Here is a 21,378-nt window from a genome sequence, read left to right as displayed (position 1 = left end):
CTCCAGAATGACGCCATGAACACGCATGACACACATGTGAGCACGTGGTCCGCGGCCCCGGAGGACTTCACCACCGCGGACGCCACCGCGCTGCGGCGCGCCTATTACGCGGAGGTGGCGGGCCGTTACTGGAAGCGTTCCGTCACCGAGGCCGAGATCGACCAGGGCATGCTGGACGACCCGGCCGACGACCTGGTCCCGCCGACCGGCCGGTTCGTCGTGGGGCGGCGCGGCGGCGAGCCCGCGGCCTGTGGCGGGATACGCCTGCTCGACCCGGCCACGGCGGAGCTCACCCGGGTGTACGTCACGCCGGCCGCCCGCGGCACCGGTGGCGGGGCGGCCGTGCTCGAAGCCCTGGAGGAGGCCGCCCGTGCGCTGGGCGCGGTGCGCGTCCGGCTGGACACCCGGTCCGACCTGGTGGAGGCCCGCGGCCTCTACGCGAAGCACGGGTACACGGAAATACCGGCGTACAACTCAGGCCCGTATGCGGAGCACTGGTTCGAGAAACAGCTCGGTTGAGACCGCCGGCGGCTCGGCTCAGGGCGCCTCGTGGTCGCGGCGGGGCGGCTTGTCGTAGGGCTCCTCCGCGTCCGAGCCGCACAGCTCCCTGTTGATCTCCTCGACCAGCTTGACCAGGTCGGTCGGGCGGTCCGGGCCCCACCAGTCGCCCAGCAGCTCCGCGAGGGACTCCTGGCGTGCCTGGGCCAGCCGTCCGGCCACCTCACGCCCCTGGTCGGTGAGGACCAGCGGCAGTCCGTCGCGGACGGCGAGGCGGCGTTCCTCGACCTGCCGGGCCGCATCGGTGATGGCCCGCAGCGGTACCGCGGTGCGTTCGGCGAGCAGCGCGGGTTCGGCCGAGCCGAACCTGGCGATCCGTAGCAGCAGCCAGCTGGACGCGGGCAGCAGGTCGTAGCCCGCCTTCGCGGTGATCTTCTCGTAGATGTGCTTCCGGCCCTGCAGGGTGCCGAGCACCGAGAGGGCGCGGGCGACCTCGTCCCGGGAGGTGCGTTCGACCGGGTTGGAGGCGAGGGTCTCGGTCACATCGGGTGCGGTCACCGAGGCGCGCAGCTTGTCCTCCTTGAGGAACCAGGCGACCACGAAGGCGATGAGCACGATCGGTACGGCGTAGAGGAAGACATCGGTGATGGAGGTGGCATAGGCGTCCAGGACGGTGGGGCGCAGCTGTGCGGGGAGTTCGGAGATGGCTCTGGGGTCGGCTTCGAGTTGGGCGACGCTTGCGCCGGCCGGCAGCGTGACACCGGCGAGGGAACTCGCGAGCCGGTCGTCGAGGAGGTTGGTGAAGACGGTGCCGAAGATGGCGACGCCGAAGGCGGCGCCGATCGAGCGGAAGAAGGTGGCGCCCGAGGTGGCGACGCCGAGGTCGGCGTAGCTGACGGCGTTCTGGACGACCAGCACCAGGACCTGCATGACCAGGCCGAGGCCGGTGCCGAAGACGAAGAAGTAGACGCTCATCTCCCAGGTGGAGCTGGTGCGGTGGAGCTGGTGCAGGAGGAGCAGGCCGAGGGCGGTGACGGCGGTGCCGAGGATGGGGAAGACCTTCCAGCGGCCGGTGCGGCTGACGATCTGCCCGGAAGCGGTGGAGGCGATCAGCATGCCGAGGACCATCGGCAGCATGTGGACGCCGGACATGGTCGGTGAGACGCCCTGGACGATCTGGAGGAAGGTCGGCAGGTAGACCATCGCGCCGAACATCGCGAAGCCGACGATAAAGCTGATCACGGAGCAGAGGGTGAAGGTCCGGATCCGGAACAGCTTGAGGGGCAGAACGGGTTCGGCGGCGCGCCGTTCCACCCGGACGAAGGCGAGGAGCAGCACGGCGGCGAGGACGGCGAGGCCGATGATCTGGGCGGAGCCCCAGCCCCAGGTGCCGCCGAGGGAGGCGGCGAGCACCAGGCAGGTGGCGACGGAGGCGATGAGGAAGGTGCCGAGGTAGTCGATGGTGTGCTTCTCGGAGCGCACCGGAATGTGGAGGGTCGCGGCGATGACGGCGAGGGCGACGATGCCGATGGGGATGTTGATGTAGAAGACCCAGCGCCAGGAGAGGTGGTCCACGAACAGTCCGCCGAGCAGTGGCCCCAGCACACTGGTCGCGCCGAACACGGCGCCGAACAGGCCCTGGTACTTGCCGCGTTCCCGGGGCGAGACGATGTCACCGACGATGGCCATCGACAGCACGATCAGTCCGCCGCCGCCCAGGCCTTGCAGGGCTCGGAAGCCGATGAGCTGGGGCATGTCCTGGGCGAGACCGCAGAGGGCGGATCCGATCAGGAAGATGACGATGGCCGACTGGAACAGCTTCTTGCGGCCGTACTGGTCGCCCAGCTTGCCCCAGAGCGGGGTGGCGGCGGTGGAGGCGAGCAGGTAGGCGGTGACCACCCAGGACAGGTGGTCCATGCCGCCGAGGTCGCTGACGATGGTGGGCAGGGCGGTGGAGACGATGGTCTGGTCCAGTGCTGCGATCAGCAGGCCGAGCAGCAGCGCGCCGATCGGGGCGAGGACCCCCCGCGAGACGTGGTCGGCACCGGAGCCGGACTGCGGGCCGGGGCCGGGGGCCACGGCCGGCGGGGTCGCTTCCTGAGCCATGGACATCCTCCTCAGGGGCCGTTCCACCCCTCCATCCTGAGCGGTATGTCCGGTTATGTCGCGGCGGTGGCGCACTCCGCCCTTTGTTTTGTATAGTGAAGAAACAAAGTGGTTCCGTCCGCACTCCCTGACCGGTGGACGGAACCACTTGTTCTCTTTTCCCGCCCGTCTGGAGTCCCGCCGATGCCGGCCAGTACCGCCTCCGCCCCCGTCGTCCTCACCGCCAAGGCACTGCTGCTGGACATGGACGGCACGATCGTCAATTCGGACGCGGTGGTGGAGCGCTGCTGGCGGGACTGGGCCGTCTCGCACGGACTCGACCCGGAGGAGGCCCTCAAGGTGGTCCACGGCCGCCAGGGGTACGCGACCATGGCGATCCTGCTGCCCGACCGGCCCATGGAGCTCAATCACGCCGACAACGCCGTGATGCTGGCGCGGGAGACCGCCGACACAGCCGGGGTGGTCCCGGTGGAGGGCGCGCCGGAGTTCATGGCGGCGCTCGGCGCACTGCCGCATGCACTGGTGACCTCGGCCGACGAAGCGCTGGCCACGGCCCGAATGACGGCTTCCGCACTGCCGATGCCGGAGGTGCGGGTGACGGCCGAGCGCGTCGCCGCGAGCAAGCCGCACCCGGAGGGATTCCTGCGGGGCGCGGCCGAGCTGGGCGTGGATCCGGCCGACTGCATCGTGTTCGAGGACTCGGGCGCGGGGATCGCGGCCGGGCACGCAGCGGGCATGCGGGTGGTCGGCGTGGGCCCGCGGGCGGGCGAGCACGGCCCGACGGTGCACGTGCCGGACCTGACGGCGGTCCGGGTGGAGCCGGCCGAGGACGGTTCGATCCGGCTGACACTGCACACGCCCGCCGCCTGACCCGCCACCCAACCCGCAACGTACGAAAGGGCCCGCCCGGCGCACGACCCGGGCGGGCCCTCTCGTATGCCTGCAACGCATCAGCCGGCGATGGCCTCGTACAGGGAGAAGGCGGCGAGAGCGGCCATCACAGCCGCGGCGATCTTGGTGATGAGGCTCAGCGGCACGTACTTCATGAGGGTGCGGCCCCCCAGGATGCCGATGCCGGCGACCGCCCAGAGCGCGAGGACCGCCCCGAGGCCGACCGAGACGGGGTTGTCGTAGCGGGCGGCGAGGTTGGCGGTCATGATCTGGGTCAGATCGCCGAACTCGGCGACCAGGATGAGCATGAAGCCCGCCCCGGACACCTTCCAGAAGGACTGGTCGGCAGGCGCCTTGATCTCCTCGCCCCCGTCGTCCTTCTTCATGAGCAGCATGACGGCGCCCGCAAGGAAGAGCAGGCCCACGACGGCCTGGACCAGGCGGTGCGGCAGCAGGGTGAGAACGCTTCCGGCGGCGATCGCGAGGGCGACGTGCACGGTGAAGGCGGCGGCGACTCCGGCGAACACGTAGGAGGCGCGGTAACGGGTGCCGAGCATCAGGCCGGCGAGGGCCGTCTTGTCGGGGAGCTCGGCGAGGAAGACGACGCCGAATGCGATCGCCAGGATGCTGAAGCTGATCACGGGCAGGAAACCTCAATCGGTCGGCAGGGCGCTGCCGCACCGAGGGACCTGAGCTGTTTCAGGGGTCGCTTCGGCCCGACAGCTCCCTGTGCGTACTGCAGTACTGCGCACTGCATACAAGGACACTGCGGCCGAAGGTCTCGCTGGCCTGCCGCTGACGCGGCCTGCCTCCGGGCGCCGGCTGGGGTGACCCAGCAGTATGTCGACGGTCCGGCGAAGAGCTACTCCCCTTCTGCTCCATAGAGGATACGCGAGAGCAGGCGTGCCCGGAATGGGCCCTTGGTCCCGACCTCGCCGCCCATCTGCACGGAATCTCAACTTCCGCTTGAGGAGAGGCCGTTACGTGACTTGATGTGACGTGCCCATGTCGTCACGCTGTCACCTGGCGCCCACCCCCGCGACACCTGGCGCCGCCACCATGGCCGGGCCCCGACGGGGTCACACGGCCGTCCAACCCCCCGCATCCAGGGAGTCCCCCATGTCTGCCATGCCCTCGTTCTACGCGCGTCGTATTGGCGTGCTCGCGTCAGTCGCTGCTCTCGCGGTCACCGCTCTGATCACCGCTCCGGCCGCCCAGGCCGCCCCGCCCACCCCGATCAGCGCCGCCGCGGCCCGCTCGTACCTGGCCACGGTCACCCCCAAGGCGGAAGGTTCCTCCAGCGGCTACAGCCGCGACCTGTTCCCGCACTGGAGCACCGTCTCCGGCAGCTGCAACACCCGCGAGACCGCCCTCAAGCGCGACGGCGTGAACGTGGTCCAGGACTCCTCCTGTGCCGCGGTCAGCGGCAGCTGGTACTCCGAGTACGACGGCGCCACCTGGTACGCCGCCTCCGACCTCGACATCGACCACGTGGTGGCCCTTTCCGAGGCCTGGCGGTCCGGCGCGAGCTCCTGGACCACCAGCAAGCGCCAGCAGTTCGCCAACGACCTCACCCGTCCCCAGCTCATAGCCGTCACCGACAACGTCAACCAGGCCAAGGGCGACCTCGACCCGGCCGAATGGCTGCCGTCCCGGACCGCCTACCGCTGCACGTACGCGCGCAGCTGGGTCCACGTGAAGCAGTACTGGGGCCTGAGCATGGACAGCGCCGAGAAGAGCGCCCTGCAGAGCGTCCTGAACGGCTGCTGAAAATCTCCCCCGCGCGGGGGAGGATCTCTCCCCTGCCCGGGGGAGCCACGCTCCCCCTCTGCCACGTACCGTGAATCATGGGTTCAAGGGGCGAGGGAAGAGGGGGAGTTGCATGGCCGGTTTGCGCTTGGGGCCGCTGCTGAGACACGTCGACTGGGACACCGGTGACGCGGCGACGGTGTGGGTCGAAACCGACCGCCCGTGCACGGCGCAGGTGCGCTGTGCGGACGGGGCGGGCGGGAGCGTGCGCACGTTCCAGATCGCCGGCCACCACTACGCCCTGGTCCCGGTGACCGGCCTCACCCCCGGCGGCACCACGGCGTACGAGGTGCTGCTCGACGGCGTCCGAGTGTGGCCGCTGCCCGACAGCCGGTTCCCGGCGAGCACCATCAGCACCCCGGCCGTGGCCGGACCGGGCCGCCCCGCCCCCGGGCTGCGCATCAGCTTCGGCTCCTGCCGGCAGGCCGCACCGCCGGCCGGCTCCCGCGGACCGCACGGACCGGATGCGCTGGACACCCTCGCGGCGCAGCTGGCCGCCGCCCCGCAGGCGGAGCGGCCCGACCTGCTGCTGCTCCTCGGTGACCAGGTGTATGCGGACCAGCTGTCGCGGGAGACCCGGCGGTGGCTGGCGGCCCGGCGGGACCTGCGGGAACCGCCCGGCGCCCAGGTCGCGGACTACGAGGAGTACACCCGGCTCTACTACGAGTCCTGGCTGGACCCGGAGATCCGGTGGCTGCTGTCCACGGTGCCCAGCCTGCAGATCTTCGACGACCACGACGTGGTGGACGACTGGAACACCAGCGCTTCCTGGCTGGCCGAGATGCGGGCCACCCCGTGGTGGCAGGAGCGGGTGGTCAGCGGGCTGATGTCGTACTGGGTGTACCAGCACCTGGGCAATCTCTCCCCGGCCGAACTGGCGGCGGACGCGCTGTACGGAGCGGTCCGGAAGACCCCTGACGGGACGGATGCGCTGCGGGCGTTCGCGGCGGAGGCGGATGCCGATCCGGCGTCGGTGCGGTGGAGCTACCGGCGGGACTTCGGGCGGGTCCGGCTGCTGATGGTGGACACCAGAGCGGCCCGGGTCCTGGCCGAGGACCGGCGGGCCATGCTCGATCCGGCGGAGCAGCAGTGGGTGCGGGACAACGCGCTCGCGGGGCACGGCGGTTACGACCACCTGCTGGTGGGGTCCTCGCTGCCCTGGCTGATGCCTCCGCTGATCCATGACGCCGAGGGCTGGAATGCGGCCCTGTGCCGCGGGGAGCGCGGGGAGCGCTGGGCGCGGATCGGGGAGAATCTGCGGCGGCGCAGCGATCTGGAGCACTGGGCAGCGTTCCCGGCCTCGTTCTCGGCGCTCAGCGATCTGGTCGAAGAGGTGGGGACGGGGCCGCGGGCACCGGCGACCGTATGTGTGCTGTCGGGTGATGTGCACCATGCGTATGTGGCGGAGCCGGTGATACCGAGCACCGCCCGGGTGTTCCAGTTGACATGTTCTCCGGTGCACAACTCGATTCACCTAGCGGTGAAACTGGGGTTCCGGCTGGGCTGGTCGCGGACCGGGCGGTGGCTGGGCCGGCTGCTGGCGAAGCACGGCCGTACCGGCCGGCCCCCGGTGGCGTGGCGGCGTACGGGCGGCCCGTGGTTCGGAAATCAGCTGATGACACTGGCTTTGTCCGGCCGGGCGGCCCGGCTCCGGCTGGATCAGGCACGGCGGTCGCGGAAGGGCGCGCGGTTGGTGCAGGTGCTCGACCGGGAGCTGACCGAGCACCCGTGAGCCGCCCTCGGCGGGGGCGGTCGTCCGATCCGTGGACACGCAGGCGGCCCCCGCCCGGATTCGCCGTGTCATCCCGGCGTACGCTGTATGGCTGTCAGCCGCCCCTGCCGCTCCCCGCGACGTCGCGGCCTTCACTGCCGAGGCACGCCAACCGGACTGGGGAGTCCCGTTTTGTTTGAGACTGTGGGGTCGTTGACCACGAGCCCGTGGATCTACGGCCTGGTGGCCCTGTCCGTGGTGCTTGATGTGTTCCTGCCGGTACTGCCGAGCGGGGTCCTGGTGATCGCGGCTGCTGCCGCAGCCGCCGCGGCCGGAGCCGCCGGTTCGACGGATCCGGTGCCGGAGCGCGTGCCCGACATCATGGCGCTGCTGGTCATCGCGACCACCGCCTCGGTCCTGGGCGACCTGGCGGCGTACCGGCTCGCCTGGCGGGGCGGCGACCGGCTGGACCGGGCCATCGCCCGCTCGCGCCGGCTGACCCGGGCACAGGAGCGGCTGGGCACCGCGCTGGCGCGGGGCGGCGGTGCGCTGGTGGTCATCGCCCGGTTCGCCCCGGCGGGACGTTCGGTGGTGTCCCTGGGCGCGGGCAAGATGCACCGCAAGGTGAAGGAGTTCCTGCCCTGGTCCGTCCTGGCGGGCATGGCCTGGGCGGGATACAGCGTGGCTCTGGGGTACTTCGGCACCCAGTGGCTGGGCGCGACCTGGCTCGGCACCGCGGTGTCCCTGGTCGCGCTGTTCGCGGCGGGCGCCCTGGCGGCCTACCTGGTACGCCGCCCCGTCCCGGCACCGGCCGCACCCTGAGAAACCCCGCGGCGGTCCGCTCCCCCGAGGGAACCAGCAACCTCACCCATTCACCCGGCCCCGATCGCCGCGCCGGGAATCGGCTCCTAGCGTCCTGAACACGGTGCGCATTCCGTGTCACTGCACTCAGGAGCCAGAGGAGTCCCGCCATGCCCTCCCCGCACCGCCGCCGCCATCTGGTGGCCCTCGCGGCCTCGACCCTGGTCGTCGTCGCAAGCCCGGTCACCGCGTACGCCATCCCGTCCGCCTCGCTGTCCCCGAACACGGTGGCCCCCGGCGGCCGGGTCGGCCTGAACCTCACGGGCTGCGGCACCAAGACCGGCCGGGCCTGGTCGACCGCCTTCCCCAACGTGTCGCTGACTCCGGGCAACCTGGAGGCCAATTACCTGTTCGGCACAGCCGCGGTCTACCGCGACGCGCGGGCCGGGGCGCATCAGGTCACCTTCGAGTGCGGCGGCACGGGCGGCCAGCGCGTCACCCTGTCACTGCAGGTCACGCCGGGTGCAGCCCGGGGCGGCACGGGCGGCAGCATCGGCCAAATGAGCCCCGGCCAGATCGCAATCGGCGGCTCCCTCGCCGCGGGCGCCCTGGGCGCAGGCGTCTGGGTGCTCCGCCGCCGCACGACCTCCGCCCACTAAGGACCAACAGCACCCCGCCCCCTGACCTGCAACCCATCCAACAGAACCGCGGTCGCATCGGCCACCGCGTCGACCGCGGCATCGAACACTTCCCGGTTGTGCGGCGCGGGGTGGTGGAACCCGGACACCTTCCGCACGTACTGCAGGGCGGCGGCCCGGATATCGTCCTCGGTGGCCTTCTCGGGGAGGGCGGGCGGGCGCAGGGTCTTGATGCTCCGGCACATACCCCCACTATGCCTCCGGCAGCGCCGCCCCGGACAGCTTCATGATCAGGCCGGCCTGGAGGCGGGCCTTCAGCACCGGATCGCCGACCTCGGCCAGCAGCTGCACGGCCTGCCAGGTGGTCTCGGCGGCCCGCCGGTCGTCCCGGAGCGAGGCGGCCTGCTCGGCCATGTGCCGAAGCGCAAGATCGGCCCGCCGATGAAACAGCTGCCCGATCAGCGCAACCACCACCCCCACGGAACTGATCACAATCCCCAAATAGAGATCCCCACCCCCCTCGGCCTTCCACACAGCCAGCGCCACCCCGACCAGCAAAATCCCGGCCCCAAACCCGGCAAACACCTGACTGACCAAAAAACTACTCCGGGCCTGCGTCAGCCCATACGCGTAGTACTCCACAAGCAACGGCGTGAACTCATCCCGCCCCCCACCCCTCCCGGAATCGACATACTTCCCCCCACCCCCACCCTCCACCTGCGCAAGCAACCGCTCCCGCTCCAACTCCCGCCGCCGCTCAAACCCCCGCCCTAACCACCCCATCCACCCCACCATCCCTACGGAAGCTCGCCCCTGGCACGCGGAACACCAAGATCGGCGCTCACCTGAGCCCCCAGGGTCATCACGTTCAGGGTCGCGGAGTTCTCGGTGGCAATGGCGTTCTCCACCCGACCGACCAGGGTGGCGAAGGCCTCGCTGCCGGAGAGGCCCTTGTAGGGCCCCACGCCGGCTTCGAAGTAGACCCGCTCGTGCCCGAGGAGCTGCTCGGTGGACCGGTAGTTCTTCCACTGCTCGCGGTAGCGGTAGACGCTCTCCAGGGAGACCGCTCCGACCACGGTCAGACTGACCACCGTCGCGGCGATCCTCGCGAACGAGAGATCGATATTGACCAACACCGGAACCAGCGCACCCCCGACGACGGCCACCGTCCGCATCCTCAGGTGCATGGCCTTGGCCTTGACGGCCTTGCGGTCGTACCACTCCTGGCACTGACTCAGCCTGCCGTCCACATACCCCCGCGCCGCAGCCCCACCTGACTGCCCTTCACCGGTCTGCCCCACACCCCGAGTACACCCCCACCCCCCACCCCCGTCAACCCGCCTGCCTGACGACGTACACACGCCGCCATCCCACCGCGCGACCGCCACGGCGAGAGCGAGCAGCACCTCCCCCGAACTCTGCCGATGAGCTGCTCGGCGCTGAGCCGCCCCTCCACCCACTCCTCGCCGGCGAAGACCCCTCACCCCTCGTCGCTGCGCTCCAACACCAAGCCGACAGACCCGTCTTCCAGTCCGTTGCTGTCTTCAAGGTGCAAGTGGGACCCATCGGGCACTCCATCGCCGGCCAACACAAGGAGATGCCCAGCAAGCGTCCTGAGGCCCGCAGCATTGGCCTCGATCACGACCTCTCCCCCGAGGTCCCGCACCTCGATCCGCGCGTCCGCGTCCCACGTGAAGACAAGTGCAGCCCCAGCAGACACGGCCGTGACGTGGGTGCTCTCAGTCGGGGCATATCTAGGTTCGGAAGTCATGGAGCCCATGATGCCGCTCACGGCACACGACTCCGGATGCCTCAGACCGTGGTAGCCGCGCTTACCCCGAGCCATCCCACTTGGGCGAGAATCGGCCTTGCGGCCGATTTGCACCTCTATCTGAGATGGCAGGTTCTCGCCACACTCTGGTTGGAGTGAGCGAAACCTCCATTGGCTGGTGCTGAGTGCGCTGGGGGAAGCCGTTGGCATACGTTCCGATACTCAAGGGCAAGGCGGGGGAGTTCTCGGCCCTTGAGCACGTCACGCCGGCGGTTCGCTCATGCATCCGCCCCGTCATGGAGCTGGTCCCTGACCCTGACGTGCGGGATGTGCTGGAGACCTTCTGCGACCGTGCGATGGACGCATTGCCGAAGGGCGCTGTCCTGACTGTGGACAGCGGTGCGCTGCCAACGGCTCGAGTCCTTGAGGGCGACGTTGGTGGTCCGATGGCCCGCCTCAGCGAGTCTCTCGGCCTCCGTGGCGTGGCGATGTGCCCGGTCGTCCGATACACGGATTCGCGAGACGTCCTGGCCGAGGCTTCACAGGCGATCGCTGTCCACCAAAGTGGCGTCTGCCTACGTGTGTCCGTTGCCGCGGACGTACCGGAATGCCTTCCTGATCACGGACAGATCCGGGGGCTGCTTCGGGTGCTACACCTGGATCCGGAAGAGGTCGACCTGCTCATTGATGCTGGGCCGGTAGATTCCAGCGCCGTAAGAGATCTATTGGCCGACCGCGCGTTGGCTGCGCTCAGGGCACTCTCTCCTTGGCGCTGGCGGCGTGAGTGTCTTGCTGCCGGGGCGTTCCCTGCCAACCTGACGGGGTTTCCGAGGGGTCGGGCGACGCCGGTAGCCAGGCGTGATGCACAGCTCTGGCAACGAGTCTTGAGCGGATGCCGCGGGAGGTCACCAGACTTCGGCGACTTCGGTGTGACGCATCCCCGGATGCCGACGAAGTCCCGCGGCACGCCGGATCCCAACATGCGCTACACGACCCCAGATGCCTGGCAGGTCTTCGTCTATCCGCGAGTCCGCTCCGGCAATGATGACTTCTTCACCCTGAGCGCCGACCTGGTCGCGTCTTCATACTGGCCTGCGGCAGGGGCGCGCACGTCATGGGGCGACGCACGTCTAAACGAGTGCGCCATGCGACAGAGGCCCAAAGCCGGCGGTGGCACGGAGTGGCGGGCATGGGCAACCTCGCATCACCTGGCAGTGGTTACGTCCAACCTCAACACGCTGGGGCGCCCATGAGGTCTCGGAAGGAAAGCGGTCCCTCTAGCGTGGGACCGCTTTGTCCGGAAGCAAACCAGGTCGACGGACGATCTGCCGATTCTCCCGCTCCGACCTGCGACGGAGGTTCGTGAGCGTCCAGACGCGGGAGGTAGGGCATCGGCCTGCGGTCGTTAGGACACGTCGGTGCGAACAGGCTTGCCGAGCATTCCGTCTCTGTACGTCACCGTCTTCGCAGTGAACGCACCCTTGCCGGTGATCGCACCGGTCACGTTCTCGCCCGGGGCCAGCTCCACCGTGTCGATCTGGTCTTCGTCGGCCCCGAGTTCAGCCGTGTGCTTGGTGCCGTTCGTGTCGGTGATCGCAAAGTAGAGCGGGTTCACGTTGATTGGCTTGCTGCTGTTGTTCGTGATCGTGACGGACACGCTCGTGTAGTCGTCGCCCGGCGCGATGATGCTCTTCTTGAACTCCGCCTTCTTCGCGACAACGTCGACTGCAGCCTTCTTCTCCGGCGCGGCAGCTGACGGCTTGGACTCGGGCGCCTTCGCCGGCGCGGACGTCGCAGCGGCCGACGGCACGGACTCCTTCGCCGTCTTGTCGCTGTTCTCACCGCCGAGGAGCGCCCCGATGATGCTGAGGAGCACGACGAACCCGACGACGCCCAGACACGAGAAGCCGACCACCTTCCCCGCGTTGGACTTCTTCGGCGGCTGGGGCAGGTAGCCGTACCCAGGCTGCGGCTGGCCGGGCGGCGGGAGCTGGTGAGACATGGGAACCCCCACAGTGACGGGTGCGAATCCGGTCACCGTATGGGGACGGGTGCGCTCGGGTGCGGCAATGTCCAAACCGTGACAATCGAACGTTCAATCATCAGTCGCCTGTCACGCTCCCTTACGATCCCGCCGCGGAGGAGATACCAACACGCACCGGCGCGCACCCCTCCCGTAGCCAGCGCGACCGCTGGCTACTCGGCAGCGTCGCCGAGGTACCGTCATTGCCGTGACCGCGTTCATGGCAGGTCGGGCCTCCGTCGGCCCACCACGCCCCGCCCGCCTCCGCCCCACCGGGCACGCGAAGGGCATGGGCGCTTTCCGCGGGTCGGCCCACCGTCAAGGTCGCCGGTAAACAGACGGGTCCGCCCCCGGCTCCGGTAGCCGACTGAGGGTGACGTACACGGGGGACTCTTCGGGACCTACCCGCAGGTTCAGCCACTGGTCGAGATCGTGGATGGCGTATCGGTGGAGGTACTGAATGAAGAGCTCTACCTCGTCCGCTGACAGCGGCTCGTCGTGCCTCTCGTTGCGCATGGCCAGCAGGGTAGGCGAACGGCAGAGTCTGGCTCCATGGAGGCCCATGCCGACGCCGTTTGCTCCGCATACACCAGACGCCCTCTTGCGTGATTCGCGCCCACGGCCGCACGGTTCCTCTTGATGCTGCTCGGCGCTTCGGTGCCATGAAGGGGGGCGGCGCCATGGAGTCAGCTACTGCATGGGCGCTTACCACCTTTGGGATCGTCGCCGCGATCCGGGAACTCATCCACCACTGACCCGACATCGCCCTCTCTCGGCCCTTCGGGGTCCAAGAGAGGGCGATGTCGTGCGTCCGGGGGCCCGTAGGCTGACCCGTATGACGATTCGCGCTGTGGTTTTCGACGTTGGCGAGTGCCTCGTGGACGAGACTCGCGAGTACGGCACGTGGGCAGACTGGCTCGGCGTCCCACGGCACACATTCGCGGCCGTGTTCGGAGCGGTCATTGCCCAGGGCCGTGACTATCGCGAGGTGTTCACCGCGTTCCAGCCCCAGTTCGACCTGACAGAGCAGCGGGAGGCGCGGGCGGCAGCCGGGCAGCCGGAGTGGTTCGGCGAGGACGACCTGTACGCGGACGTCCGGCCGGCACTCGCCAAGCTCCGCGCTGACGGGCTGTGGCTGGGCATCGCCGGAAACCAGACCGTCCGGGCGGGCGGTCTGCTCCGGGACTTGTTCACCGGGGACGTGGACCTGATCGGCACGTCCGACGACTGGGGCGCGTCGAAGCCGAGCATCGAGTTCTTCGAGCGCGTGGCCGACGTCACGCCGTTCGCGAACGACGAGATCCTCTACGTCGGCGACCGCGTCGACAACGATCTCCGCCCGGGCGCCGCCGCCGGCATGCACACCGCGCTGGTCCACCGGGGCCCCTGGGCCACAATCCAGTGGACCAGCGAGGAGGCACGGAACCTGCCGACGTTTCGGATCGACAGCCTCGCCGAGCTCCCGGGCCTGATCGCCGAGTTCAATTCGCGAGAGCGCTGACCACCGCACCCCACCCGTACAGCCGGTCGTCAAGGTCGCGGACGTACTGCTCGTGCTGCCACGGTACGAGTGCGCGCCGCACCTCCCGGATCCGCTCGAGCCCGGTGGCGTACCAGTGCGTTTCCAGCAGTTCCAGCGCTCGGACTGCGTACACCGCCGCGGTCGCCGGGCGCCCGTCGGCAGCCTCCACAGCGGCGAGGTCCCCAAGCACCACGGTGCGCTGCTTGTCGGCGTCCGCAGGCAGCTTGTCAAGGACGCCGAGGAGAGTTGCACGGGCCTGCGGCAAGTGCGCGGCACGCAGCTGGGTGTTGCCCTTGAACGCGGCGAGCCGAACCGGACTGAACCAGTCCATCCACTCCGGGTTGGGGTGCCCGTTGTCGGCGGCGAGAATGTCCTCTCCGTGACCGATCAGGTTCAGTGCGGTCCGCGTATCGCCGCACCTGGTCTCGCATTCGGCCTCGACCGCATCCAGCCACGCCAGGAACTCGGAGGAGGCCGGACTACGGCGGGCGTAGGTACGTGCCGCGATCATCCGCTCGCCGGCCGCGGTCCGGTCTCCGTCCCAGCCGGGGACGAACGCCATGTGAGCCAGGGTGGCCGCGCCGAGGAGCGCATCATCGGCCTCCCCAGCGGCCTGCAGCGCCCGCACCCAGGTGTCCTGCGCGCGGGCGGTCTCGCGGAGGTCGAAGAACTCGATGCGGCCGGCGAGTAGCCAGGACTCGGCGAGGGCGGCGGCCATGGCCTGCCGGGTGAGGCCCGCGGTGGAGGGCAGCAGCGCTTCGCCGAGCGCAGCGTGTGCGCTGACGGCAGGGTGAAGGGTGGCGGGGGCGACGGTCCAGTAGAGGCGGCGGTGGGCACGGGTGACGGACAGGTAGTCCGTTCCGGCCGTGGCTGGCTGGACGGCGTTCGGGGTCCGGACGGGGCCCCGGTTGAGGGGCGGCAGGGCGCTGGCGGCTGCAGGACGGTCCGGGCTGGCTCCGGCGGTCTGCGTGAATCCCAGCTGCTCGATGTCCTGGCCGAGGAGCTCGGTAAGGGCCTGGCGGACGTCGGGGTAGGGCAGGGGTGGATTGTCCGATTCCCAGCGACGGACCTGTCGGATGCCGACAGTCACGCCGCGCCTGCCGAGGGCGTCGACGAGGTCTTGTTGGGAGCGGTATCCGGCGGCCAAGCGGGCGGCCTTGAGTCGGGTGTTGCCGGTGGGGCGTGTCATGCCAACCTCCGCGCGTGGGTGGGTAGATGCCCACTGTCGCAGGAAGTCCGGCAGCAAGCCACGATTCACCATTTCGACTGCACAGAAGCCCCGTTCTTAGGCCTCAGAAGTCCAAGACAAGTCCTCGCAAAAGGACTTCACAGAGTCCACGCTGTCCCCACCACCCGCAGACGACGGCAGGGGAGCAGCGACGTGGACGACCCTGAGCACTGGTGCCACTGGCACGACGGCCCCTCTGAAGCCGCCTTGAAGACGGGGCAGGCTGTGGCCAGTTCCGGCCTCACCCTGGTAGGTGAGGATCAGTGACTGCGACCGCACTTCCGTGCGACCGAAAGCCGCTCCCTACGAGGGTTTCGCAGCTCACCTGGGACCAGGTCCAGGGCCGAGCCTGCGTCTCCTGCGGCACCCTGCTCACTACTGGCGCCGTGCACCGCGGCACCATCCCCGGCCGGACCGGTGTACACGTCCTGGACACCGAAGTTTGGTCCTGCCCTGCCCCGGAGGGCGAGCGATGATGGCCGGCGAGTTCTGCATCTACTGCGACAAGCCAGTGGCCTCGACGGCCGAGAACCGCATCGTGAGCAACTCCGCGTCAGGCGCCCGGCCGGATTTCTACGCACACCCCGACTGCACGCCCGCGGCACGTCCTCACACGGAACCGCGCCGCTGGCAGGAATCGAGGAGGCGGTTCCGGTGACCAAGGTGTGGGAGGCGGACCTCGTGGCGGCCGTCGACGCCGTACTCGCCACGGTGGAGGCCCCGACCGACGAGGAGGCCGACCAGCAGCTGAGCTATCTGGACTACACCGGCAGCCGGGTCTACTTCTACGTCGTAGGCTCGTTCGACGAGCGGGGACGCCGCACCGGAGCCGCCGAGGATGCCCTCGCGAACTGGGAGGCAGCCACCGCTCTGAACCCGGCTGACTCGGCCACCGGGGCTTGGGGGAAGGCAGTCTCGCTGGCACGCGTCATCCGTGACCTCCTGGCCGCGGCCGAGGTACACCAGGCCCGCCTGTGGGTCTGGGAGGAAGAGGAGCGGCAGGGACTGCGCGGACATCCATCCCCGCCGGGCGGCTGGGATTCATGATCTCGCAGGGCGTCCGTCACCGCGGCGACGCGACACGTACGTCACGGGATCCACCCCCTGACCAGCCCGTCTCCCGCTGGCCGGGGCTACTCCAGCACTGGGTCAGCGAGCGCCACGCCGATAGCGTCCGCGATGGGAATCAAGACTCCGGAAGGCTGTCGGCTTCCGAGCCGACCTGATCCGCCGCCACGGACCGGAACCAATGCAGCAGGCGCTCGACCTCAGCCTGGACGAGCTGGACGAAGAGCACATGCACCCGGACGTGGCCCTCCTGCCGCCGGACCTCCACCTGATCATCGTGGCGGTACGCCCGTTCGATGGAGCGTGGCGTCATGCGGATCGAGAGGGACTCGCTGAGCTTCACAGGGAGGACTGCTACCTCGCCTGGCACCACCACGAGCCTCTCCTCCCGCCGGACTCCCCCCGCCCTGCCTAGCCGTGGCGGTCCGGGAGGGCGCTCTCGTTGTCCCGCGTGTCCCGCTGAGGTCTTTCGGCGCACAGACTCCGAGAAATCGCAGAGAAGAACCCACTCGGCTCGCTACCATCCTTCAAAAGTATCTGAACTGGGATGGATTCGATGAGCGAAGAGACAACCGAGGACGGCTTGACAGCTGCCATCGAATCTGAACTCGAAGTGTGCAGACGACCACTCCGAGACTTCTCTGCGAATCATGTTGATGCGAACGGATTTGCGCGAGCCCCAGGCAGAGGAACTAGATACTCCGTGGATCATCACAAGATGCCAGTGCCTCCCGTAATCTCAATGGTACTAAGCCTGCCGATCGGATCTAGAGATCTCGGCCGAGCCGAGAAATTGGACTGGGAATACTCGTTCACATATAGAGGGGTCGAGTGCAGCATAGCCTCCGAAAAATTCGGAATTCGAATTTACGTCGACCGCCCGGGGTCCATTGACCCTAACGAAGTAGTGGCGAAACTATCTGCGGCGGCTCGCATGATGGAGAAGAACCTTCTGTCATTGATGGCTCGGCAATCCATGGCGACTGGAAATATCACGGTGCCGAACCTTTATTACAAGCTTCGGGGAATGCATGAGCACTTCCGGGCCATGGCGCATGACGCCTACTCGGGCAATTCAAAGCCGAAGCCTTTGGCAGACGAAGGCGACTTTGGCGCGGAGCTCACCAATCAGCTCAACGGATTCATGACGGCACGCCGGGAGGGCCTTTATGCAACCGTAGCCATGGTCAACAGCTACTTCAGCCTGTTGGAGCACATACTAGTCTTAACCTTGCCATCCGTTAATTTCGAGCCCCACCGGGAGTCAGTAGCCTCCTTCATCGGGTCGAAGCTGTTCGAAAAGTATGACAGGGTTTTTTCCGGGCATCACACTCAGGAAATCCAGAGGGTGCGCGGCAAGCTCAAGGATATCGCCGAGGTCTGGCGCAACCCCTACAGTCACGGCGGATTCGATAAGATGCATAAGGCCATTGGATTTCAAGTCGAAGGGCTGGGTGTTATTCCGATTGGCCTTTCGAGCATCAGCGACTCGCCCGAGTTTAGCCTTTTCCCTGATAGGGAGCAGGGCTTCGATGGACTTTGCGCAACCTTTGATGAGATCGACGACTTTTTGAGTGGCGGACCACTGTGGGCATCCCTTGAGTGGATCAAGGCCGGCCTTGACGTCCCGCTGGATCAGCGTTCTCTGCGTCAATTCAAAGAGGTCGTTGAGGCGGGTCAGGAGCAGGTTTCGAACCACATTTCTCGTACTGCCTACTTTGTAGAGCAGGGGTGGAACATGGATTGGTGATGGCGGACCTGCGAGGCTGCCTCCGCCGTGTGGTCTGGAGGCTGCTTTCTGCTGCGAATCTGGATGGTGCACGTGGTTTACCACAACCACCAGCTGCTCCAAGGACAGAGGCTGGCCCCAGCAGCCGCAACCCCGCTGTCATCCCGCCTGCAGTCGACCCACACGGAGTGATAGCGGGGCAGGCTTCTATGGCTTGCCTGGGTCGACGGCAAACGGGATGACAGCTCCCCGCCCCCACCACGAACCGACCGCCAGTTGCAGTACAGGCCCCGGTCATCCCGGAGTCGGAGCGCCCCCGCCGGAGGCATTAGGTCCGTGACGAGTGGCTGACGGATCAGGGTGCGTGTGCGCGGGTGGCTGCCTGGGTGCAGCGGTGCTGTTGCCGTTTGGTCTTCCTCCCCGGCCTGGTCTTTCGCCCCTCTGTGGGCGCGGGCGGGTGACGGACATGCGCTCCGGTGACGGAGGCAAGGAGGGGCAGCGCGGCCGGCGCCCGACCGGAGCCGCCACGCTGTGCGCGGCACCCCTGATCGCAGCATCAGACTGCCTTGCCGTTCAGGAGGCCGGGAACGATGACGACTTGGTCGTCTGAGCGTGTCCTGCTCTTCCGAGCTGGAGGGGCGGCCTACCCGCGCGCGAAGCGAGCCTTGACGGAGTAGGGAAGCTCTTACCGCGTCGACTGATTCAGAGCGCGAACGGCTTGTACGCCATGGCTCGGTCTACGACCTTCTCGGCGCTCGGTTCGGGGTCGGAGTCCCAGTAGATGTAGTCGCTGATGTGGGGACACCTCAGTCCCAGCCTCAGTGCGGCAACGGCCCTGTCGGCTTCGGCTTCATCGGTGATGCTGCCGTCCATGAGCTGTTGGACCAGCCGCACCGCTTCCTCGCGCATCACGCTGTGAGACCTCTTCCGGGGTGAGTCAGGCGATCACGGTCGATTCCTCCGAAATGCGTTCGGTGCCGCTGGAGGGCTTGCAGTGGAAGGCCAGGGTGATGATGCCACGGGCGTGTTCTTGTGGACGCCGGTGAGTTCGTCCGCCTCGACGTGGATGCCGGTTTCCTCCAGGACCTCGCGGTGGATGCCGGCTTCTGGGGGCTTGGTGGGTTCGAGGACTCCCGCCGGGCAGTTCCCAAGTTCCGTTGTCCGCGTGGCGGATCGCCCGGAGTCGGCCGTCCTCGGGCAGTACTGCCCCGGCTACGGACACGGACGCAGTGCAGCGGGAAGGGGCAGGGCTGTGCCTTGGTGCGGCGTAGCTGACTGTTTCCGGTGATGTCGCTTGTGGATGCAAGAGACCCCCCGCCGGGATCGGCGGGGGGTCTCTTTGTTGGTGGGCGCGGACGGTTTCGAACCGCCGACATCTGCTTTGTAAGAGCAGCGCTCTACCCCTGAGCTACGCACCCGTGGATGAGTGGACAGCCTACATGCAGGGCATGCCCCGGACGCAAACCACTGGGGGTGGGTGAGAATGGAGCGAGGCAGGGCGGGGCATGGCGGACGCGGTACGGGAGAGGGATTGTGACGACGGCATCCCGGCGGTGGTTCGGTGGGCGGGACGAGAGCCGGCGGGCGGATGCGCAGGCCGCGAAGGATGCTGCCGCCGCCGCTTTCTACGAGCTGGACACCGCGCAGCGGGATCTGCGGATCTCCGTGGAGACGATCGCCGCGGTGGACGGGAGTCCGGCGGGGCGGCAGGCCGTCGAGGGGTTCGGGGCGCTGGGGCGGCGGATCGACGAGGTCAGCCACGCGTATATCGAGGCCGTCGACGCGCACGATCTGGACCGGGTTGATCTGGATGCCGGGACCGCGGCGCGGGCCAAGCAGCAGCTGGTGCGGGCGCGGGAGGACCTGGTCCGGGTCAAGGGGGAGCTGGAGCGGTTCGCTCAGGGGTTGCAGCCGCTGCTGGACCGGGCGGAGAGCCAGCTGGCACAGGTGGCGCCGGCGCGGGAGCGGGCCAGGGCCGCGCTGTTGGCCGCCAGTAATGCGCTGGATGCGGTGCGGGCCGGCGGGATGCGGGCCGATGAGCTCGCGGTGCGGCTGGCGGCGCTCGGCCCGGAGCTGACCAAGCTGACCCAGGGGGCCGGGCAGCACGGCGTACCCGAGACCCTTCAGCGGGCCGACCGGATCCTGCGCGACGCGGAGGCCATACGGGCCGAGGCCGAGCGGCTGCCGGAGCGGGCCGCGGAGATGGACCGCCGGCTGGTGAGCCTGCGGACCCGGGCGCAGGCGCTGCGGAACCGAGCGGAGCGGGTGGATCCGGTGCTGAGCGAGTTGCGCCGCCGGTTCAGTGCGGCGTGCTGGCAGGACCTGCAGCCGGTGCCCGAGCAGGCGGCCCGGGACGTGGCGCATGCCGAGGAGCGGCTGCGGGAGGCGGGCAAGGCCCGGGAGGAGCAGCGGTGGGCGGATGCCACCGCGCTGTTCGGGACCGTGCGGGCGCTCCTCGATTCCGTGGACGAGGCTGTTTCGGCTGCTCAGGACCGGCTCGCGCGGTTGGAGGCGGTGGCCCGGGATCCGCAGGTGGAGGTGCAGCGGACACGGTTTGCCATCCGGGACGCGCAGCGGCTGGCGATGGAGGGCCGTACCGTGCCCGATCCTCTGCACGCGCGCCCGCTGGACGAGGCGGTGGCCCGGGTGGACCGGGCGGTGGCGGGTCTGGAGAGCCGGCACCCGGACTATTGGCACTTCCTCCAGGAGATGGAGGGCGTACGGGAGGCCGTGGGCCGGGTGGTCGGCGACATCAGGGCCGGGCGCAGCCCCCGCTGAGCCGCCGCACCCCGGACAGCCCAGCCCGGCCGGGTTGTCCGGGGGCGTGGTGCGGCGGATGCTGGGGGGTGCAGGGAACGGAGCAGAGGAGGGCTTGCTATGGCTGCCCACACTTTCCATAAGACTCCTGCGCCGCAGGAGTCTTATGCGCCTCATGCGCTCTACGGGTGCCACGAGCCCCATGAGAATTACGCGCCCTTCGTGGCCCACGAGCCGTACGAGTCCCACGAACCGGAACGCTCCCACCTGGTGCGGCGTCTTCTGCATCCGGTCAATGCCCAGCTCGACGACCATCTGCCCACCGATCACAAGCTCTCCAAGGTCTACCGGGTCGGCGCCGGTCTGACGGGCCTGCTGCTGATCGTCTTCGGGATCCTGGGGCTCATCGACCGCATCGGGTTCTTCGACACCGGCGGCGACACGGTGCTCGCCCTGAACACCAACGGCGCGCTGAGTGTCCTGTCGATCTGCATCGGGGCACTGCTCTTCACCGGGATGGTGATCGGCGGAACCTTCGCCTCCACCCTGAACATCGTGCTGGGGCTGGCCTTCATCGCGAGCGGGTTCGTGAACCTCGCGCTGCTGGACACGCAGCTGAACTTCCTGGCCTTCGAGATCCAGAACGTGCTGTTCAGCTTTGTCGTCGGCGTGATGCTGATGTGGTTCGGGATGTACGGGCGGGTGGGCAGCGCCTTGCCGCACGACAACCCGTACTGGCGGGCCCGGCACCCCGAGCAGGCGGCCCGGGAGCAACGGCGGGCGGGCATGCGGAACCACTGACACGCCGACCCCGGACGCGCGGCTA

General features: G+C 68.6%; 22 protein-coding genes, 1 tRNA gene and 1 pseudogene. 12 read left to right on the top strand and 12 right to left on the bottom strand.

The annotated features are described in order from the left end of the window. The first annotated feature begins 15 nt into the window (after positions 1-15). A complete protein-coding gene (locus ABT123_RS11355; protein WP_351312089.1) occupies positions 16-519 on the top strand; it encodes a GNAT family N-acetyltransferase in 504 nt (167 codons plus the stop codon). Between the two features lie 18 nt (positions 520-537). Here the strand turns inward: ABT123_RS11355 and ABT123_RS11350 are convergent, their stop codons facing one another. After that, positions 538-2,604, bottom strand: a complete 2,067-nt coding sequence (locus ABT123_RS11350) for a DHA2 family efflux MFS transporter permease subunit (RefSeq protein ID WP_351312087.1) — start codon at positions 2,602-2,604, stop codon at positions 538-540. Positions 2,605-2,787: 183 nt separating this feature from the next. On the opposite strand from ABT123_RS11350, the gene ABT123_RS11345 reads away from it, so the two are divergent. Beyond that, entirely contained in the window at positions 2,788-3,474 is a 687-nt protein-coding gene (locus ABT123_RS11345) for an HAD-IA family hydrolase (RefSeq protein WP_351312085.1), read from the top strand. Between the two features lie 80 nt (positions 3,475-3,554). On the opposite strand, the gene ABT123_RS11340 is transcribed toward ABT123_RS11345, so the two are convergent. Beyond that, positions 3,555-4,136, bottom strand: coding sequence for a TMEM165/GDT1 family protein (locus ABT123_RS11340; protein WP_351312083.1), 582 nt, complete (start codon positions 4,134-4,136; stop codon positions 3,555-3,557). A gap of 487 nt (positions 4,137-4,623) precedes the next feature. On the opposite strand from ABT123_RS11340, the gene ABT123_RS11335 reads away from it, so the two are divergent. The 4 genes from ABT123_RS11335 (at position 4,624) to ABT123_RS11320 (ending at position 8,475) form a co-directional block, all read left to right on the top strand. Continuing rightward, positions 4,624-5,265: an HNH endonuclease family protein gene (locus ABT123_RS11335; protein ID WP_351312127.1), complete on the top strand. Its 642-nt coding sequence runs from the start codon at positions 4,624-4,626 to the stop codon at positions 5,263-5,265. Positions 5,266-5,377: 112 nt separating this feature from the next. Next, positions 5,378-7,036 carry an alkaline phosphatase D family protein gene (locus ABT123_RS11330; RefSeq protein WP_351312081.1) on the top strand — a complete coding sequence of 553 codons (1,659 nt, stop codon included), beginning with the start codon at positions 5,378-5,380 and terminating at the stop codon, positions 7,034-7,036. A gap of 171 nt (positions 7,037-7,207) precedes the next feature. Then, complete coding sequence (locus tag ABT123_RS11325) at positions 7,208-7,837, top strand: DedA family protein (protein WP_351312080.1); 630 nt, start codon at positions 7,208-7,210, stop codon at positions 7,835-7,837. Positions 7,838-7,986: 149 nt separating this feature from the next. Then, a complete protein-coding gene (locus tag ABT123_RS11320) occupies positions 7,987-8,475 on the top strand; it encodes a hypothetical protein (RefSeq protein ID WP_351312078.1) in 489 nt (162 codons plus the stop codon). Here the strand turns inward: ABT123_RS11320 and ABT123_RS11315 are convergent. From ABT123_RS11315 to ABT123_RS11300, 4 genes are all read right to left on the bottom strand, one after another. Next, positions 8,472-8,699, bottom strand: coding sequence for a DUF2277 domain-containing protein (locus ABT123_RS11315; RefSeq protein ID WP_351312076.1), 228 nt, complete (start codon positions 8,697-8,699; stop codon positions 8,472-8,474). The two genes, ABT123_RS11320 and ABT123_RS11315, sit on opposite strands and share 4 nt — an antisense overlap. A 7-nt stretch (positions 8,700-8,706) precedes the next feature. Further along, positions 8,707-9,096, bottom strand: a complete 390-nt coding sequence (locus tag ABT123_RS11310; RefSeq protein ID WP_351312075.1) for a TRADD-N-associated membrane domain-containing protein — start codon at positions 9,094-9,096, stop codon at positions 8,707-8,709. Between the two features lie 155 nt (positions 9,097-9,251). Beyond that, complete coding sequence (locus ABT123_RS11305; protein ID WP_351312074.1) at positions 9,252-9,755, bottom strand: DUF4231 domain-containing protein; 504 nt, start codon at positions 9,753-9,755, stop codon at positions 9,252-9,254. Between the two features lie 179 nt (positions 9,756-9,934). Continuing rightward, a complete protein-coding gene (locus tag ABT123_RS11300; RefSeq protein WP_351312072.1) occupies positions 9,935-10,225 on the bottom strand; it encodes an Imm32 family immunity protein in 291 nt (96 codons plus the stop codon). Between the two features lie 185 nt (positions 10,226-10,410). Between ABT123_RS11300 and ABT123_RS11295 the strand changes: the two genes are divergently transcribed. After that, complete coding sequence (locus ABT123_RS11295) at positions 10,411-11,478, top strand: beta family protein (RefSeq protein WP_351312070.1); 1,068 nt, start codon at positions 10,411-10,413, stop codon at positions 11,476-11,478. Positions 11,479-11,630: 152 nt separating this feature from the next. On the opposite strand, the gene ABT123_RS11290 is transcribed toward ABT123_RS11295, so the two are convergent. Next, positions 11,631-12,302: a DUF4352 domain-containing protein gene (locus tag ABT123_RS11290; protein ID WP_351312068.1), complete on the bottom strand. Its 672-nt coding sequence runs from the start codon at positions 12,300-12,302 to the stop codon at positions 11,631-11,633. A gap of 781 nt (positions 12,303-13,083) precedes the next feature. On the opposite strand from ABT123_RS11290, the gene ABT123_RS11285 reads away from it, so the two are divergent. Next, complete coding sequence (locus ABT123_RS11285; protein WP_351312066.1) at positions 13,084-13,749, top strand: HAD family hydrolase; 666 nt, start codon at positions 13,084-13,086, stop codon at positions 13,747-13,749. Here the strand turns inward: ABT123_RS11285 and ABT123_RS11280 are convergent. Continuing rightward, entirely contained in the window at positions 13,730-14,959 is a 1,230-nt protein-coding gene (locus ABT123_RS11280) for an NsdA family TPR-like regulatory protein (RefSeq protein ID WP_351312064.1), read from the bottom strand. The two genes, ABT123_RS11285 and ABT123_RS11280, sit on opposite strands and share 20 nt — an antisense overlap. A 693-nt stretch (positions 14,960-15,652) precedes the next feature. On the opposite strand from ABT123_RS11280, the gene ABT123_RS11275 reads away from it, so the two are divergent. Next, a complete protein-coding gene (locus ABT123_RS11275) occupies positions 15,653-16,045 on the top strand; it encodes a hypothetical protein (protein WP_351312063.1) in 393 nt (130 codons plus the stop codon). A gap of 139 nt (positions 16,046-16,184) precedes the next feature. Here the strand turns inward: ABT123_RS11275 and ABT123_RS11270 are convergent, their stop codons facing one another. Continuing rightward, positions 16,185-16,409, bottom strand: a complete 225-nt coding sequence (locus tag ABT123_RS11270; RefSeq protein ID WP_351312061.1) for a hypothetical protein — start codon at positions 16,407-16,409, stop codon at positions 16,185-16,187. A gap of 591 nt (positions 16,410-17,000) precedes the next feature. Here ABT123_RS11270 and ABT123_RS11265 point away from each other — a divergent pair. Beyond that, positions 17,001-17,816, top strand: coding sequence for a hypothetical protein (locus ABT123_RS11265; RefSeq protein WP_351312059.1), 816 nt, complete (start codon positions 17,001-17,003; stop codon positions 17,814-17,816). Positions 17,817-18,497: 681 nt separating this feature from the next. Here the strand turns inward: ABT123_RS11265 and ABT123_RS11260 are convergent. The 3 genes and pseudogenes from ABT123_RS11260 to ABT123_RS11250 all read right to left on the bottom strand — a co-directional run bounded on the left by ABT123_RS11260 (position 18,498) and on the right by ABT123_RS11250 (position 19,213). Continuing rightward, positions 18,498-18,704: a bacteriocin immunity protein gene (locus tag ABT123_RS11260; protein WP_502970934.1), complete on the bottom strand. Its 207-nt coding sequence runs from the start codon at positions 18,702-18,704 to the stop codon at positions 18,498-18,500. Positions 18,705-18,735: 31 nt separating this feature from the next. Further along, positions 18,736-18,996 (bottom strand): annotated as a pseudogene (locus ABT123_RS11255) (NUDIX domain-containing protein); the annotation flags it as partial. 142 nt (positions 18,997-19,138) lie between these two features. Beyond that, positions 19,139-19,213, bottom strand: a tRNA-Val gene (locus ABT123_RS11250). Between the two features lie 115 nt (positions 19,214-19,328). Here ABT123_RS11250 and ABT123_RS11245 point away from each other — a divergent pair. Next, complete coding sequence (locus ABT123_RS11245; RefSeq protein ID WP_351312055.1) at positions 19,329-20,573, top strand: hypothetical protein; 1,245 nt, start codon at positions 19,329-19,331, stop codon at positions 20,571-20,573. A 99-nt stretch (positions 20,574-20,672) separates the two neighbouring features. After that, a complete protein-coding gene (locus tag ABT123_RS11240) occupies positions 20,673-21,353 on the top strand; it encodes a DUF4383 domain-containing protein (RefSeq protein ID WP_351312053.1) in 681 nt (226 codons plus the stop codon). The last annotated feature ends 25 nt before the right edge of the window (positions 21,354-21,378 follow it).

This window comes from Streptomyces sp. NPDC002054, from assembly GCF_040296685.1.
Classification (GTDB): domain Bacteria; phylum Actinomycetota; class Actinomycetes; order Streptomycetales; family Streptomycetaceae; genus Streptomyces.
This window is presented reverse-complemented; position numbering and strand designations above follow the sequence as displayed.